General features: G+C 67.0%; 13 protein-coding genes. 8 read left to right on the plus strand and 5 right to left on the minus strand.

What is annotated here, in order from left to right:
- The first annotated feature begins 8 nt into the window (after window positions 1-8).
- The 6 genes from ACE3SN_RS07825 to ACE3SN_RS07850 all read left to right on the plus strand — a co-directional run bounded on the left by ACE3SN_RS07825 (window position 9) and on the right by ACE3SN_RS07850 (window position 6,635).
- Window positions 9-1,181, plus strand: a complete 1,173-nt coding sequence (locus tag ACE3SN_RS07825) for an acyl-CoA dehydrogenase family protein (RefSeq protein WP_374529016.1) — start codon at window positions 9-11, stop codon at window positions 1,179-1,181.
- Window positions 1,182-1,186: 5 nt separating this feature from the next.
- Window positions 1,187-2,389, plus strand: coding sequence for a CoA transferase (locus tag ACE3SN_RS07830; RefSeq protein WP_374529018.1), 1,203 nt, complete (start codon window positions 1,187-1,189; stop codon window positions 2,387-2,389).
- Complete coding sequence (locus ACE3SN_RS07835) at window positions 2,386-3,600, plus strand: acetyl-CoA C-acetyltransferase (protein ID WP_374529020.1); 1,215 nt, start codon at window positions 2,386-2,388, stop codon at window positions 3,598-3,600. The genes ACE3SN_RS07830 and ACE3SN_RS07835 overlap by 4 nt, the downstream gene beginning before the upstream one ends.
- Window positions 3,597-5,198, plus strand: coding sequence for an acyl-CoA dehydrogenase family protein (locus ACE3SN_RS07840; RefSeq protein WP_374529022.1), 1,602 nt, complete (start codon window positions 3,597-3,599; stop codon window positions 5,196-5,198). Before ACE3SN_RS07835 ends, ACE3SN_RS07840 begins: the two co-directional genes overlap by 4 nt.
- Window positions 5,198-6,049 carry a MaoC family dehydratase N-terminal domain-containing protein gene (locus ACE3SN_RS07845; protein ID WP_374529024.1) on the plus strand — a complete coding sequence of 284 codons (852 nt, stop codon included), beginning with the start codon at window positions 5,198-5,200 and terminating at the stop codon, window positions 6,047-6,049. Before ACE3SN_RS07840 ends, ACE3SN_RS07845 begins: the two co-directional genes overlap by 1 nt.
- Before the next feature lie 103 nt (window positions 6,050-6,152).
- Window positions 6,153-6,635 (plus strand): hypothetical protein, encoded by a 483-nt coding sequence (locus ACE3SN_RS07850; RefSeq protein ID WP_374529026.1) that lies wholly within the window; start codon window positions 6,153-6,155, stop codon window positions 6,633-6,635.
- A gap of 45 nt (window positions 6,636-6,680) precedes the next feature.
- On the opposite strand, the gene arfB is transcribed toward ACE3SN_RS07850, so the two are convergent.
- Genes arfB through pabB form a run of 4 tightly spaced genes read right to left on the minus strand, consistent with a single transcriptional unit; the run spans window position 6,681 to window position 10,696 of the window.
- Window positions 6,681-7,097: an alternative ribosome rescue aminoacyl-tRNA hydrolase ArfB gene (gene arfB, locus ACE3SN_RS07855; RefSeq protein ID WP_374529028.1), complete on the minus strand. Its 417-nt coding sequence runs from the start codon at window positions 7,095-7,097 to the stop codon at window positions 6,681-6,683.
- Entirely contained in the window at window positions 7,081-7,749 is a 669-nt protein-coding gene (locus ACE3SN_RS07860; protein WP_374529030.1) for an RluA family pseudouridine synthase, read from the minus strand. Before ACE3SN_RS07860 ends, arfB begins: the two co-directional genes overlap by 17 nt.
- On the minus strand, window positions 7,746-8,912 hold the full coding sequence (locus ACE3SN_RS07865) for a pyridoxal phosphate-dependent aminotransferase (protein WP_374529032.1): 1,167 nt from the start codon (window positions 8,910-8,912) through the stop codon (window positions 7,746-7,748). Before ACE3SN_RS07865 ends, ACE3SN_RS07860 begins: the two co-directional genes overlap by 4 nt.
- Window positions 8,909-10,696: an aminodeoxychorismate synthase component I gene (pabB, locus tag ACE3SN_RS07870; RefSeq protein ID WP_374529034.1), complete on the minus strand. Its 1,788-nt coding sequence runs from the start codon at window positions 10,694-10,696 to the stop codon at window positions 8,909-8,911. Before pabB ends, ACE3SN_RS07865 begins: the two co-directional genes overlap by 4 nt.
- Window positions 10,697-10,815: 119 nt before the next feature.
- On the opposite strand from pabB, the gene ACE3SN_RS07875 reads away from it, so the two are divergent.
- Window positions 10,816-12,390: a helicase HerA-like domain-containing protein gene (locus ACE3SN_RS07875; RefSeq protein ID WP_374529036.1), complete on the plus strand. Its 1,575-nt coding sequence runs from the start codon at window positions 10,816-10,818 to the stop codon at window positions 12,388-12,390.
- A 105-nt stretch (window positions 12,391-12,495) separates the two neighbouring features.
- Window positions 12,496-15,210 carry a M1 family metallopeptidase gene (locus tag ACE3SN_RS07880; RefSeq protein ID WP_374529038.1) on the plus strand — a complete coding sequence of 905 codons (2,715 nt, stop codon included), beginning with the start codon at window positions 12,496-12,498 and terminating at the stop codon, window positions 15,208-15,210.
- Between the two features lie 9 nt (window positions 15,211-15,219).
- Here the strand turns inward: ACE3SN_RS07880 and ACE3SN_RS07885 are convergent, their stop codons facing one another.
- Window positions 15,220-16,578 carry an ATP-binding protein gene (locus ACE3SN_RS07885; protein WP_374529040.1) on the minus strand — a complete coding sequence of 453 codons (1,359 nt, stop codon included), beginning with the start codon at window positions 16,576-16,578 and terminating at the stop codon, window positions 15,220-15,222.
- Window positions 16,579-16,580: the final 2 nt, after the last annotated feature.

The following is a 16,580-nucleotide window of genomic DNA, read 5'->3' on the forward strand; positions in this document are numbered from 1 at the left end:
CCAAGCCCATGAGCACCACCGGAATGGACGCCGACGTCTTCGAACAGTTCATAGAGCAGCTGCAGCGCTATGTGCGCGAACGCCTGATCCCGGCTGAAAAGGAGATCATCGAGACCGACCTGATCCCCGACGCAATCCTGCAGGAAATGCGCGACATGGGCCTGTTCGGCCTGACCATGCCCGAGGAATACGGCGGCGCGGGGATGAACGTTGCGCAGTATGCGCAGACGATCAAGACGCTGGCCTATGCTATGCCCGCGTTCCGCTCGATCATCTCGATCAACATCGGGATGGTCTGCTCCGCGCTCAAGAACGGCGGGACCGAGGCGCAGAAGGCGGAATGGCTGCCGCGCCTTGCTGCAGGCGAAATCGCCTGCTTTGGCCTGACAGAACCGGGCTCCGGCTCGGACTCGGCGGCGATGCAGACCATGGCGGTGAAGAGCGGCAACCGCTGGGTGCTGAATGGCACCAAGCGCTACATCACCAATTCGCCCTTCGCGAAGGTGGCGCTGATCATGGCGCGCACCTCGAAGGAAGCGCTGCCCAAGAACGCCCACGTTTCGGCTTTCCTGGTGCCGATGGATACGCCGGGCGTTTCGGTCGGCAAGTCGGACAAGAAGATGGGCCAGTCGGGCAGCCACATTGCCGACATCATCCTCGAGGACGTTCACCTCCCCGCCGATGCCCTGCTGGGCGACAGCGAGGGCAAGGGCTTCGTCTATGCGATGAAGAGCCTCGACAACGGCCGCATCTCGGTCGGCGCGGCCTCCACCGGTTATGCCCGCCGCGCGCTCGACAGCGCGATCCGCTATGCCAACGAACGCAAGGCCTTTGGCGAGCCGATCGCGCAGTTCCAGCTGATCCAGCAGATGCTCGCCGATAGCGAGATCGAGATCTACGCCGCCGAATCCATGCTGGCCGATGTCACCGCCCGCGCTGACCGGGGCGAGAACGTGCTGCGCAAGGCCGCGGCCTTCAAGGTCTTCGCCTCCGAGATGTGCGGCCGCGTGGTTGACCGCGTGGTGCAGGTCTATGGCGGCGCGGGTTACCTCGCCGAATACGATGCCGAACGCTTCTTCCGCGATGCGCGCATCTACCGCATCTACGAAGGTACGACCCAGATCCTCCAGCTCCAGATCGCCAAGCACATGCTGCGCGAATGGGCGGCGGAACAGGGCTAAGGGGCGTGTACCAGCTCCTTAACGGCCTGTCGGTGATCGAGGCGTCGTCGTTCGTCGCCTCGCCCACGGCAGGGCTCTATTGCGCGCAGTTCGGGGCCGAGGTGATCCGCGTCGACCAGGTCGGCGGCGGGCCGGACTATCGCCGCTGGCCGGTGACGGCAGAGAACAACTCGCTCTACTGGGAAAACCTCAACCGCGCGAAAAAGTCGGTCGCGCTCAACCTCGGCGTGCCCGAGGGGCGCGAACTGCTGAAGGAACTGGTCCGCGCGACGGGCCAGTTTATCACGAACTTCCCGGCCGAGGGCTTCCTGTCCCACGCCAAGCTGTCCGAAGGCCGCTCCGATCTGGTCACGGTCCGCGTAATGGGCTGGGCCGATGGCGCGCCCGCGCTGGATTACACGGTCAACAACGCGGTCGGCTATCCGATGCTGACCGGGCCGGGGCCGGAACCGGTCAACCACGTGCTGCCCGCCTGGGACCTGCTCTCGGGCGCCTATGCCGCCTTTGCGCTGCTCGCCGCGATCCAGCGCCGCGCCGTGACGGGCGAGGGCAGCGAAGTGCGCATCCCCCTGTCGGACGTCGCCATCGGCACGGTCGCCAACCTCGGCGGGATCGCCGAAGTGCTATATTCGGGCGAGAACCGTCCGCGCCTTGGCAATGCGGTCTATGGCCTGTTCGGGCGCGATTTCGTCACCGCCGATGGCCAGCGCACGATGATCGTGGTCGTCACCCACCGCCAGTGGGCGAACCTGATTGCGGCGCTGGATCTGGGCGACCGGATCGCCGCGATCGAAGCCGCGCGCGGCGTCAGCTTCGCGGCTGACGACGGGCTGCGCTACACGCACCGCGATGCGCTCTATCCGTTGTTCGAAAGCGCCATCGGCGCGCGTCCCCATGCCGATCTTGCCGCAGCGCTCGACGGTGCGGGAATCGTCCATTCGGCCTATCGCACCATGCAGGACGCGGCGCAGGATTCGCGCCTGGTCGGGGGCAACCCGATGTTCAGCGCGTTCGACGCGAACCCCTCGGGGTTTGCCTATCCCGCCGCCGGGGCGTTCGGCACCATTCCGCAGCAGGAACGGGGGGCGCCCCAGCCCGCGCCGCGCAACGGCCAGCACAGCGAGGAAGTGCTCACCAGCCGCCTCAACCTCTCCTCGGGCGAGTTCGCCCGCCTGATCGACACCGGAATTGTAGGAACCGACCGATGACCCAACTTCGCCGCGCCGCTATCGTCTCTCCCATCCGTACGCCCGTCGGCAAGTTCGGCGGGGCGCTGTCCTCGCTCACCGCAGGACAGCTTGGCGCTGAAATCCTGAAAGCGCTGATGGCGCGCACCAAGATTGACCCTTCGCGGGTTGACGACGTGGTGTTCAGCCAGGGCTATGGCAACGGCGAAGCGCCGTGCATTGGCCACTGGTCGTGGCTGCTTGCCGGGCTGCCGGAAGAAGTGCCGGGCTACCAGCTTGACCGCCGCTGCGGTTCGGGCCTGCAAGCGATCATCAACGCCGCGATGATGGTGCAGACCGGCATGAGCGACGTGGTCGTCGCGGGCGGGTGCGAGTCCATGTCGAACGTCGAGCATTACAGCACCGACATCCGCAAGGGCGTGCGCGCGGGCAACCTCACCCTGCATGACCGCCTGACCCGCGGGCGTGTGATGAGCCAGCCGATTGAACGCTACGGCGTGATCTCGGGCATGATCGAGACGGCCGAAAACCTCGCCAAGGACTGGAACATCAGCCGCGAGGCCTGCGACGCCTATGCCGTGCGCAGCCACCAGCGCGCCGCCGCCGCTTGGAAGAACAACCTCTTCTCCGACGAACTGGTCCCCGTCGCCGTGCCGCAGAAGAAGGGCGATCCGGTGCTGTTCGACCACGACGAGGGCTACCGCGCCGACGCCAGCATGGAAACGCTGGGCAAGCTGCGCGCGCTGGAAGGCGGCGTGGTGACGGCGGGCAATGCCAGCCAGCAGAACGACGCCGCCGCCGCCTGCCTAGTGGTCGCGGAAGACAAGCTGGAAGAGCTGGGCCTCGAACCCATCGCATATTTCCACTCGTGGGCGGCGGCAGGCTGCGATCCCAGCCGTATGGGCTATGGCCCGGTCCCCGCAACCGAGCGCCTGTTCGCCCGCAACGGCCTGTCGTTCAGCGACATCGGCCTGATCGAGCTTAACGAAGCCTTCGCGCCGCAGGTGCTGGCTTGCCTCAAGGGCTGGGGCTGGTCGGACGATGACAGCCGCCACGATATCCTCAACGTCAACGGCTCGGGCATTTCGCTGGGCCACCCGATCGGGGCGACCGGCGGGCGCATCCTTGCCAACCTCACCCGCGAAATGCAACGCCGCGACGTGAAGTACGGGCTTGAAACCATGTGCATCGGCGGCGGTCAGGGCATCGCGGCGGTGTTCGAAAAGGCATGAGCGCGGCCGATTACGGCCACGTTCTGGGCGCGGCGCGGGGCTATCTCGCGCAGGCCCAGGCCGCGCTGGCCGAGCGGCTGGAAGGCCAGCGGATCGACGCGCACCAGCGCGCCGCCCACGGCTTTGCCTGGATCGCAACCAGCGTGGCCGCGCTTGAAGCGGTGGCGGGCTGGCTGGACGCCAATGGCGATGCCAACCCGATCGACGCCAAGGTTGCGCGGCTGGCCTTTGCCGAAACGCTGGGGCAGCTCGTCGGCGGTCTGCCGATGGGCCAGAACGAGATCGTCCGCCCGGCTGACCTTGGCCTTGGCGCTGCCGCGCGCGATCTGGCCCATGCCTGCGCAGCGCTGATCGATGCCGACCACGCCGAAACCCGCGCTGAGGTGGCCGCTCTGCTGGCCGCCGGGCATTGGCCGTCCGAAAGCTTTCACGACAGCGATCTCGATGCGATCCGTGACCAGTTCCGCCGCTTTACCGAGGCCGAAATCCTGCCCCATGCCCACAAGTGGCATCTGGCAAACGATCTGATCCCTGATAGCGCCGTGGCCGCGATGGCCGAACTGGGCACCTTCGGCGTGTGCATCCCCGAAGAGTTTGGCGGGCTGGGCCTGTCGAAGCTGGTGATGTGCCTGGTTACCGAGGAATTGTCGCGCGGGTGGATCGGCGCAGGCTCGCTCGGCACCCGCAGCGAGATCGCGGGCGAACTGATCGCGCAGGGCGGCACGCCTGAACAGAAGGCGCAGTGGCTGCCGAAGATCGCAAGCGGCGAAGTGTTGCCGACCGCCGTGTTTACCGAGCCCGATACCGGCTCCGACCTTGGCTCGCTGCAAACCCGCGCCCGGCAGGACGCCGATGGCGACTGGGTGATCGACGGGGCCAAGACCTGGATCACCCACGCCAGCCGGTCTGACCTGATGACGCTGCTGGCCCGCACGCTGCCCGATGCCAAGGGTTACGCGGGCCTCTCGATGCTGCTGGTCCCCAAGCCGCGCGGGAGCGACGCCGATCCGTTCCCGGCCCAAGGCATGGCCGGCAGCGAGATCGAGGTGCTCGGCTATCGCGGGATGCGCGAATATGCGCTCTCGTTCGATGGGATGCGCGCGCCTGCCGAGGCGCTGCTGGGCGGTGAACAGGGGCAGGGCTTCAAGCAGCTGATGCGCACTTTCGAGGGCGCCCGGATCCAGACCGCCGCGCGCGCCGTGGGCGTGGCCCGCCGCGCGCTGGAACTGGGGCTGGACTATGCGCTGAACCGCAAGCAGTTCGGCAAGGCCATCGCCGCTTTCCCGCGCGTGGCCGACAAGCTGGCGATGAGCCTCGCGGACCTGATCCTTTCCCGCGAGCTGACCTATGCCGCCGCGCGGGCCAAGGATTCGGGCAAGCGCTGCGATATCGAGGCCGGCATGGCCAAGCTGCTCGCCGCGCGCACCGCGTGGAGCAACGCCGATGCCGCGCTGCAGATCCACGGCGGCAACGGCTATGCGCTGGAGTTCGAGATCAGCCGCGTGCTGTGCGATGCGCGCATCCTCAACATCTTCGAAGGCGCGGCCGAAATCCAGGCGCAGGTGATCGCGCGCGGGCTGCTGGAAGGACGCAACTGATGAGCGATTGGAGCAGCTGGATCGGGCGCGAGGAACAGCGCGGCGACCGGGTCGACGAGGCCATGGCCACGCGCTGGCTCGCCACGCTCGATCGCGCTGCGCCCGGCGATGGCACGGTGCCGCAGGCGCTGCACTGGTGCCTGTGCCTGCCCGATGCGTCGACTGCTTCGCTCGGGCCGGATGGCCACCCGCTGCGCGATGACAGTCCGGCCAGTTTCCTGCCGCCCGTGCCGCTGCCGCGCCGGATGTGGGCTTCGAGCAAGGTGGAGTTCCATGCCCCCCTGCGCGTGGGCGAGCGCGTGAGGCGCACCTCGCGCGTTGCCTCGGTTACCGAAAAGACCGGCGGCTCAGGCCAGCTGGTCTTCGTCGACGTGGCGCACGAAACGCATGGGGAAAGCGGCCTTGCGGTCAGCGAAGTGCAGTCGCTGGTCTACCGCGCCCCGGCCGAGCCCGGCACGCCGCCCGCCCCGCCGCCGCTGGGCGAGGGGAGCTTCGATCCCTCGGCCTGGTCTGCGCACCGCGCGCTGGTGCCCGCCGAGCCGCTGCTGTTCCGCTTTTCCGCGCTGACCTTCAACAGCCACCGCATCCATTACGACTTGCCCTATGCTGCAGGCGAAGAGAACTATCGCGGCCTGGTGGTTCACGGACCGCTGACAGCCAGCCTGCTGCTCGATCTGGCGCAGCGCGAACTGGGCGACAATGCGCTGAAAACCTTCGCGTTCCGGGGCCTTTCCCCGGCGATCTGCGGCGAAATGCTGCACCTCGTGCTGCGCAGCAAGGATGCGGGATACGAACTGGGCGCCTTTGCCGCCGACGGCCGCCAGGTGATGAGCGCCAGCGCCACGGTTTGATTGGCCCGTTCGCCGTTAGACGATACCTGGGCGCTCGGCCCATTGCCGCATATCCCGACGCGCCGCGATTGCGGACGTTTGCGGCAAGTGTATGCTTTGCACCATGAAGCGGTTCACTAAGCGCACACGTATCGTTCTTGGTGTCGTGCTTGTGATGGCACTCGCAGTTGATGTTTGGTGGTTTACAAATCGATCTGCCGACGAGACCCAGCAATTTAGCCTTATTACGACCTCCACCACATTCAAATTCAGTGATGCAGGGGAGCTTCCACAGTACGATCCTGTAACCGGGAAATGGATCTTGGATGGCAAGCCTATTGGCGCGCTAGAGTCTCTTGTTCGCCATTCCGACGGACGGCCCGACGGGATAGGAAAATTCATTGTAGTGCGTGTGGCCGAGCCCGCTTCCGTGGACGATGTTCGTAAGGCTCTTAATTCGCTGATCGACCAAGGGATTTGCCAAGCTGGGATATGGGATCAGCCATCTCATGACAAAACCAGTGAAGGTGAGGTGATTATCTTTAAAATAGACTGGGTGCTCGATGACCCTGGCGAAAAGCGTCTATGCCATTCGGACGTCAACTAACCCTGACATTCCAGTCTTTCGGCCAACAGCACACACCCCCACACCCTAATCCAGCCGCACCTTGCCACGACCGGCCTTGACCGCGCCGCGCTTTTTCTTGCCTTCGAGGCGCTGGGTCTTGCCGACGCGGTTGAGGCGGCTCTTGGCGCGCTGTTGGGGCAGGTTGAAGGCTTCGGCGATCAGCTCGCCCAGCCGCTCGCGCGCGTCCTGGCGGTTGGCTTCCTGGGTGCGGAACCGCTGGGCGGTGATGAGGAGTTCGCCGCGCGTGGTCATCCGGCTGCCCGCCAGCTGCTTGAACCGCGCGAAGACCGGCTCCGGCAGGCGCAGGGCATAGACGTCGAGCCGCAGCTGCACGGCGGTCGCCACCTTGTTGACGTTCTGCCCGCCCGGGCCGGATGCGGTCACGAAGCTTTCGCTGGCCAGCGCGTTCGCGCGGGCGATGGTGTCATCCGCCGATGACATCTTCGCCAAATCCGAGCGCCGCGAAATCCGCTGGCACCGGCGCGCGCGCGGCGATCGGCGGTTTGCCTTCGCGCTGCACCGTCAGCGCCAGCGCGTGCAGCATCGTGCGCGGCGCGCCTGTCCCGTCGCCATAGACCGGATCGCCGAGCAGCGCGTGGCCCAGCCCCGCCTGCGCGTGGATGCGGATCTGGTGGGTGCGGCCGGTTTCGGGGCGGAATTCCACCAGCGTCAGGCTGCCGCGCTGCGCCAGCTTGCGCCAGTGCGTGACCGAGGGCTTGCCCTTCTTCGCCGCGATCATCCGCCAGCCCTTTTCCGCGCTGGAAATCTTGGAGAGCGACAGTTCGATGGTGCCTTCATCGCCTTCGACCGGGCCGTTGACGATCCCGAGGTAGACTTTCTCCACCTGCCGCCCTTCGAAGGCCGCGTTGAAGCGCTTCAATGACTTGGGGTTGCGCGCCAGCAGCAGGCAGCCCGAGGTGTCGGTATCGATCCGGTGGGCAGGCCACGGCTCGCGCTGGAAGCCGAGCTTCAGCTGTTCCAGATGGTCTTCGAGGCAGCGGCCGCCTGCGCGCGGGCGCTCGATCGGCAGGCCTGCGGGCTTGTCGATCACCAGGGCTTCGCCGTCTTCGTAGAGGATCGGAATGGCAGTCATGTCAGTGCTCCAGCTATGCGGCGCACCGCTTCTTCGAGTTTGGCTTCGTCGGCGGCGAACGAGATGCGGAAACCGTCCGCGCCGCCAAAGGCCGAGGCGGCCACCACCGCGACCCCGTGTTCGAGCAGGTGGAGGCAAAGCGCCTCGTCATCGCCAAACCGCGCCATCAGCGGCGCGGCATCGACCATGCAATAGAACGCCCCGTCCGGCACCGGGCAGGACAGGCCGGGAATGGCGTTGATCGCGGCCACCACCATGTCGCGCCGCGCGCGGAAGCGTTCGCACCAGTCCTTCAGGAAATCCTGCGGCCCTTCGAATGCGGCCACGGCGGCGGCCTGGCTGATCGAGGCGGCATTGCCCGAGGAATGCGATTGCAGGCGGCCCATTGCGCCGATCAGCCAGGCCGGGCCAGCCGCGACGCCGATGCGAAAGCCGGTCATCGCGTGGCTTTTGGAGACGCCCGACACGGTCAGCACGCGCTCGGCCAGCTCCGGGAATTCCACCGCCAGCGTCGCGTGGGCGCCCGGCGTGTAGCGCAGCGGCGCGTAGATATCGTCCGACATGATCAGCACGCGCGGATGGCGGGCGAGCACTTCGCCCAGCGCGCGCAGTTCCTCGGCCGGATAGGTCGCGCCGGTCGGATTGCCGGGGCTGTTGAGCAGCAGCCAGCGGGTCTTGGGCGTGATCGCGGCCTCAAGCTGCGCGGCGGTGATGCGGAAGCCGCCGCGGGCCGTGGTTGGCAGGTCCACCACGTCCGCCCCGGCGAAGCGGACGATTTCGGGATAGCTGACCCACCACGGGCTGGGGATCAGCACCTCGTCGCCCGGATCGAGCGTGGCGAGCAGCGCGTGGAAGATCGCCTGCTTGCCCCCGGCGCTGACGATGACCTGCGAAGGCGGCACGTCGATGCCAAGGTCGCGCTTGAAATGCAGCGCGGCGGCGGCGCGCAGGGCGGCGGTGCCGGGAACGGCGGTGTACTTGGTGTCGCCTGCATCAAGCGCGGCATGGGCGGCGGCGATGACGTGGGGCGGGGTGGCGAAATCGGGTTCACCCACCGAAAGCGAGATGATGTCGCGCCCCGCAGCGCGCAGTTCGATCGCGCGGTCGGTCATCGCGGTGGTGCGCGAGGGCGCGATGCGAGCGAGGGCCTTGGACAGCATCACAGCAGCCGCGCGCGCATCAGCCCGCGCAGGGCATTGCCGATCAGGAAGCCGTCCTTGAGGTCATCCAGCGTCAGTTCCGCCTCCTCGGCGCGGCCCGCCTCGATCAGCGAGCGGCGCAGCACGCCGGGCAGCAGGCCCAGCCGCGCGGGCGGGGTCAGCAGCTTGCCACCGCGCTCGACAAACAGGTTGGTGAAGCAGCCTTCGGTGATGAGGCCATCATCGCGCAGGAACAGCGCCTCTTGCGCCCCGGCGCCCTTGGCGGCCTTCAGCCCGACATCGTAGAAGCCCCGGTCGGTGCTCTTGTGGCGCAGCCGCCAGTCGCCCTCGTCCACCGGCAGGCGCAGCACGGCGCAGGCGACCGGTTCGCCCAAGGGTGCCGGCAGCTTGCCGAGTTCCAGGCTGTAGGCGCCCGAGCGCGAGGCGACGAGGCGCAGCCGCGAGGGCTTGTCCGCCTCGAAGCACAGCGCCTGGATGGCGTTGCGCACGGCGTGGCGATCGAACGTGAAGCCTAGTTCCTCGGCGCTCCCCTTGATCCGTTCGAGATGCAGTTCGAGCAGCGGCACGCCTTCGTCGGGGGTAAAGCGCATCGTCTCGATCAGGTCGCAGCCAGCGGCATAGAGCCGCACGAACCCGCCCTTGACCAGACATTCGCGCCATTCCTGCAGGCCTTCGCTGTCCGCGACGATGGCCGAGCCGACGCCCAGCACCGCGCGGCCGCGCCCGTTTTCACCCGGCGTCAGGCGCAGGGTGCGGATCGCGACGTTGAAGGCCGCATCGCCATTGGCGTCGATCCGGCCGATCGCGCCGCAATAGGGGCCGCGCGCATCGCGTTCGACTTCATTGATCAGTTCCATCGCGCGGATCTTGGGTGCGCCGGTGATCGAGCCGCAGGGGAAGATCGCGCGGACCAGATCGATTGCGCCGCAGTCAGGCTGCATCCGGGCGCGCACGGTGGTGACCATCTGGTGGACCGTGGGATAGCTTTCGACCGCGAAGGGCTTGTCGACCTTGACGCTGCCAGCCTTGGCCACGCGGGACAGGTCGTTGCGCATCAGATCGACGATCATCAGGTTTTCGGCGCGGTCCTTGGCCGAAACGGCGAGTTCGGCGGCCAAGGCGGCGTCCTCGGCTTCGTCGCGGCCGCGAGGTCTTGTGCCTTTCATCGGCTTCACGGTCGCCGCGCCGTCCTTGAGCGCAAAGAACAGTTCGGGCGAGCACGACAGGAGCCAGTGCGACCCATCGCAGACGATCCCGCCATAGCCCGCGCCCGCCGCCGGGCGCAGCGCGGCGTAGAGCGCCAGGGGATCGCCGCGATAGCTGCCAGCGAGGTGGAAGGTGAGGTTGGCTTGATAGATGTCGCCCGCCGCAATCGCTTCCTGCAACTCTGCAAAGGCCGTGCCGTAGCCGCCGGGGGAGACCTGCGGTTCGACCGGGCCGACCTGGGCCACGCCTTCCCCCGCCTCGCGCGCCAGCCAGGCCGGGACTTCGTCCGCCGGGATCGTTTCAAACCCATCGAACGCGCCAAACCACAGCAGCGGTCCCATGGCGCCGGTGCGCGCCGCCGCCAGCGGGACAAGGCGGGGTTCGAGCGCAAGGCCGGCCTCATAGGCGAAGTAACCTGCCAGGTTCGCGCCTTCGCTGCGCAGCGCCTCGATCCGCTCAAGCGCGGGGGCGACCTCTTCGGCGCGGCGCGCGACGATGACTTCGCGGGGGTGGCGGTAAAGACGGGCATCGCTGGCGCCATCGGGGCGCGCGTCGTCGAGGAGGATGAAAGGTTCGGCCATGGATTTCGCGCTTCTAGCGGCGGATTGCGAACCATGCAAAAAGGTCCTCGCAATTGATCCTCGCATCAGCGCGATCTTCGTTATATTCGAGATGCTTGGAACCGGATGGAGCAGCGGCAATGGAAGACATCTATCTTGGCCTGGGCGCAAATGGCGAGCGTCAGACCCTGCTCTTGGGCCGGGCCAACCGCCACGGACTGATCGCCGGGGCGACCGGCACCGGCAAGACGGTGACGCTGCAGACCATTGCCGAGCAGTTTTCAGGCGCCGGCGTGCCGGTGTTCCTGGCCGATGTGAAGGGCGATCTTTCAGGCATCTGCATGGCCGGTAGCCACGATTTCAAGCATGCCGACAAGCTGGAGGCGCGCGCCGCCGAAATCGGCATCACCGACTATGCCTACCATGATAATCCGGCGGTGTTCTGGGATCTTTACGGCGAGCAGGGCCATCCGATCCGCACCACGATTTCGGAAATGGGGCCGCTGCTGCTTTCGCGCCTGCTCGGCCTTAACGAAACGCAGGAAGGCGTGCTGTCGATCGCGTTCAAGTGGGCCGACGACAACGGCCTGTTGCTGCTCAACTTCGAGGACCTCCAGCAGACCCTGATCGCCTGCGCGGAACAGGCCAGCGAACTGGCCACCACCTATGGCAACATTTCCAAGGCCAGCGTCGGCACGATCCAGCGCCAGCTGCTGGCCTTTGCCAGCCAGGGCGCGGACAAGTTCTTTGGCGAGCCGGCCTTCGAGATAAATGACTTCATCCGCACCGACGAAAACGGCAAGGGCGTGATCAACATCCTCGCCGCCGACAAGCTGATGCAGAGCCCCAAGCTTTACGCCACCTTCCTGCTGTGGCTGCTGTCCGAACTGTTCGAGGCGCTGCCCGAAGAGGGCGATCCCGAAAAGCCCAAGCTGGTGTTCTTCTTCGACGAGGCGCACCTCTTGTTCGACGATGCGCCCGAGGCGCTGTTCGACAAGGTGGAACAGGTCGTTCGCCTGATCCGTTCGAAGGGCGTGGGCGTCTATTTCGTGACGCAGAACCCGATCGACATTCCGGAAAAGATCGCGGGCCAGCTTGGCAACCGCGTCCAGCACGCGCTGCGCGCCTTCACCCCGCGCGATCAGCGCGCGATCAAGGCCGCGGCGGAAACCTTCCGCATCAACAAGGACCTCGATGTCGCCGCCGCCATCACCGAACTCAAGGTGGGCGAGGCGCTGGTTTCCACCCTTGACGAGGAAGGCGCCCCGACCGTGGTCCAGCGCACCCTGATCGCCCCGCCGCGCTCGCGGCTTGGCCCGGTGAGCGACAAGGAACGCGCGATCATTCAATCGATCAGCCCGTTCGACGGCAAGTACGACACCCTGGTGGACCGTGAGAGCGCCGCCGAAGTGCTGGCGCAAAAGGCGCAGGACGCCGCCGAAGCCGCGCAGGTCGTGGCCCAGCAGGGCGAGGAGGCGCAGCGCGCCCAGCCGCGCAAGACCACCTCGATGTGGGAGCGGGCCGGCAAGGCCGCGCTCGGCGCTGCCGCCGCTTCGGCAGGCACGATGGTGGCGCGTTCGATGACCGGCAAGAAGTCCAGCGGATCGCCGATGGCTTCGGCGGCGAGCGCTGCCGCTGGCACGATCGGCACGGCGCTCGGCGGAGCGATCTTCGGCCGCTTCGCGCGCGGCCTCTTGGGCAGCCTGCTGCGCTGACGCTCGTCGGACAGGGAGCACACTTCGTCGAGGCGGACCGTGCATTGAAGTCCTGGTTGGGGTGAAGGGGCGCCAATCAGCGTTCAATCATGTTCAAGGAACTCCATGCGCGCCCTTCTGCTTGCCGCTTCAAGTCTTGCTCTTGCCGTTTCTGCCCCCGCCCTGGCCGAGGCAAAGCCGGCCAAGCCCGCCCCTGCCGCTCCGGCCCAGCCAGCCTCACCCGCTGTCGAGACGGCCGAGGCCGCCGCCGCGCTGGCCCCGGTTCCCGCTGGCAGGCTGACCGATGCCGCCGCGCCCAAGGCCTATTGGCTGGACCTCACCGTCGATCCTTCGCGCGAGCGGTTCTCCGGCCATGTCGAGATCGAGGCCGAGCTCAAGCGTCCCAGCAAGTTCGTCGATCTGCACGGCCGTGACCTGGCGATGAGCCGCGTCACGGCGGTGACCGGCGAGAAGACCTATGTCGGGCACTGGTTCCAGGTCGATCCCACGGGCGTCGCCCGGGTGGTGTTCGACGACGTCCTGCCGGCCGGCCCGGTGGTCTTGACCTTCGACTACGATGCGCCCTTCGCCAGCAATCCGGCGGGCATGTTCCATCTCAAGGTGGCGGACGAGTGGTACAGCTGGACGCAGCTCGAATCGATCGAGGCGCGCTCGGTCTTTCCCGCGTTCGACGAACCCGGGTTCAAGACTCCGTTCAACGTCACCCTGCGCACCCAGCCAGGACAGGTCGCGGTGAGCAATGCCCCGGAAATCTCTGCGGACAGGGCGGGGGCCTATGAGGTCCACAAATTCGCACCGACCCTGCCGCTGCCGACTTATCTGGTGGCGCTGATGGTGGGTCCCTTCGCCGTGGCCGAGGGGGCGGTCGCACCGACCCCTCAGCGCAGCGAGCCACTGCCGCTGCGGATCGTCACCACTCGGCAGAACGCGGACCGGATGGACTTCGCGCTGCTCGGCTCGCAGGACATCGTGCGCCATCTCGAAGCCTATTTCGGCCAGCCCTTCCCCTATCCCAAGCTTGACCAGATCACGACGCCGATCCTGCCTGGCGCGATGGAGAACGCGGGCGCCGACCTTTACGGCGAGAACATTTTGATTCTCGATGGCAAGTCGGGGGTGGAACGGCAGCGGACCTTTGGTATGGTCGTCAGCCATGAACTGTCGCACCAGTGGTACGGTGACCTGGTGACACCCGCATGGTGGGACGACATCTGGCTCAACGAAAGCTTTGCCAACTGGATGGGCTTCCGCATCGGCCACGAATGGCGTCCGGATCTTAATATCCGGGCCGGCGCGCTGGCCGAAGGCTTCAACGCGATGAATACCGACGCGTTGGTCGCAGGCCGCGCGATCCACCAGCCAATCGAGACCAACGCCCAGATCGACGAGGCCTTCGATTCGATCACTTACGGCAAGGGCGGCCACGTGATTGCGATGATCGCGGGCTATATGGGTGACGACAAGTTCCGTGACGGCGTTCGCGGGTACATGGCGGCGCACAAGTATGGCAATGCCACCAGCACCGATTTCTTCGCCGCGCTGGCCGATGCGGCGGGCGATCCCCGGATCGTTGCCGCGATGCAGAGCTTCACCGACCAGCAGGGCGTGCCGCTGGTCACTTTCGCCCGCGCCGAAGACGGCAGCTGGCAGGTTACCCAGAGCCGCTATGCCCGGCTGGGCGCGGTCCCGCCGCCGACCAGTTGGGGCATCCCGCTCTGCATCCGGCCGATCAAGGGCGAGCAGCAGTGCCAGCTCCTGACCGAGCAAACCGGCAGTGTCGCCATTGCCGCGAAGGGGCCGTTCATCCCCAACGCGGGCGGCACGGGCTATTATCGCTTCGAACTGCCTGCGCCCGAATGGGACGCGCTGATCAAGACGGCGGCGACCCTGCCCGGCGCGGAAGCGCTGGCGCTTGACGATTCGCTTTACGCCAGTTTCCTCGCTGGGCGAGCCAGCCCGGCGCAGCTGATCGCCTCTGCACGCCAGCTTTCGCGCAATCCCGACAGCTACGCCAGCGCGGCGGGCGTCGATACGCTGCAGGCGTTTTATACCAATGGCTTGATGAACGATGCCGGCAAGGCCGGTTACCAGCGCTTCCTGATCGGGCTCTACACGCCGAAGCTGCGCAAGCTTGGCTTCGATCCGCGCGCCGGGGTCTATGCGGGCGAGAATCCGGAAGTCTCGCTGCAGCGCGAACAGGTGGTCGAGCGGCTCGCCGGCACGGCCCGCGTGCCCGCCCTGCGCAAGCAGCTCTACGATGCGGCGGCCGCCTACCTTGGCGGGGACAAGCAGGCGCTCGATCCGGTGTGGTTCGACCTGGGGCTGGGCATCTGGGTCGAAAACGGCGGGCCGGATGCGGCCCGGCAACTGGCAGACATGGCCCTCGCGGGTGACGATCCCCAATTCCGCCCGGCAGCGCTCAGGGCGATTTCGGCAACCGGTAATGTCGATACCGCGCGCTGGGTGCTCGACGATTTCAGCGATCCACGCCTGCGCAGCAGCGAACGCAGCAACATGATCCGCGGTGTCATCACGACGCCTGGCACCCGCGAAATGGGCTTTGACTGGCTCAAGCTGCACTTCGACGAACTGACCAGCGGCAATGGCGGCATCTTCTTCACCGCGCGCCTGCCCGGCGTGCTGGTCGGGTTCTGCTCGACCGAGCGTTCCGACGAGATCGCGGCGCTGCTGCGCCCCAAGCTTGAGGGCAAGACCGGGGCGCTTGAGCTTGAACGCACGGTCGAGCGCGTACACAGCTGCGGCGTGCTCAAGGAAGCGCGCGGCGAGGAACTCTCGCGCGAAATGGCCAAGGTGAAATAGGCGCGCGGCTCAGGTAATCGGCAGGCTGATCGTCGCGGTCAGCCCGGCGACCGCGCCGTCCGCGCCGCGCCGGTTGGCGAGGTGGAGCTTGCCGCCATGCTGTTCGGCAATCGCCCGCGCCAGGGTCAGGCCCAGGCCCGCGCCGCCTGTGCCGCTGTTTCGCGACGGATCGCCGCGGGTGAAAGGTTCGAGCATCCGCTCGATATCGCCGTCGGGGATGCCCGGGCCGTCGTCTTCGACCCGGACTACTGCGCTGTCGCCCTGGCGTTCGAGCGTGATCCGGGCCGATCCGGCATAGCGCAGCGCGTTGGAGACGAGGTTGCGCACCGCGCGGCGCAGCCAGGTTGGGCGCAATGACAGCACGATCCGTTCGCTGGGTGCGAAAGTGACCGGTTCGCCCATGTCCTCGAATTCCTCGGCGACGTGGGCGACCAGCGCAGACAGTTCGGTGGGTTCGCGCGGATCGCTTGGGCGGCCAACGCGGGCCAGCGAGAGGATGTCGTCGAGGCTGCGGGTAATGTCCTCGATCGTTGCGGCCATCTTGGCGCGCTCGCTCTCGTCATCGACGCATTCGATGCGCACGCGCAGTGCGGCCAGCGGGGTCTTGAGGTCGTGTCCGATGGCCCCGAGCATCACGTCCTTTTCATCGAGCAGCGCGGCGATCCGGCCCTCCATCGCATTGTGCGCGACGATCAGGCTGCGAATGTCGTCGGGCCCCTGGGGTTCAAGCTGGCCATCGATGTCGCGGGTCTGGGCAAACCGCTCAAGCCGCCGGGTCAGGGCAGCCAGCGGGCGGGTAATCCGCCCCAGGATCAGCGCGATCGCGCCGACCAGAAGGCCATAGAGCAGCAGGGTCTGGCCGAGCAACGAGGCGAGCAGGGCGCGCTCCCCGCCCGGCACCGGAATCCGCACGGCCAGCCAGCCGCCGCCCGCAGGCTGCAGTTCGACCGCGGCGAGCAGGACATGATCAGGCGGCGGCGGCGCATGATCGCCAAGCATGCGCGTGCGGTGTTCGAGTTTCCCGGCAAGGCGCGGGTCTTCGCTGGTTGGACGCTGCACCACCACGACCTGGCCCAGCACGGCGCCCTGATCCTCGAGGATCTCACGCAGTTCGTCTTCGGCGTGGGATCTGCGATCATCGCCGGCGACGAGCGGGCTGGCGGGGAGCAGTTCGACCTTGAGCTGTCGGCCGCCGAATTCGGGGCCATGGCGGATTTCGCCGCCAAACCGGCCTTCCTCGCGTCCGGCGGCGAACAGGCGCAGCGCCGCTGTGTGGACCAGCGCGGCTTCGCGCCGATCGGCCTGGGCGCGGTAGAGCAGGACCGCGCTGATCCCCTGCGCCAAGAGCAGCGCAAAGGCGATCGCCAGCA

The sequence above is a fragment of the Novosphingobium sp. genome, assembly GCF_041915465.1.
Lineage (GTDB): Bacteria > Pseudomonadota > Alphaproteobacteria > Sphingomonadales > Sphingomonadaceae > Novosphingobium.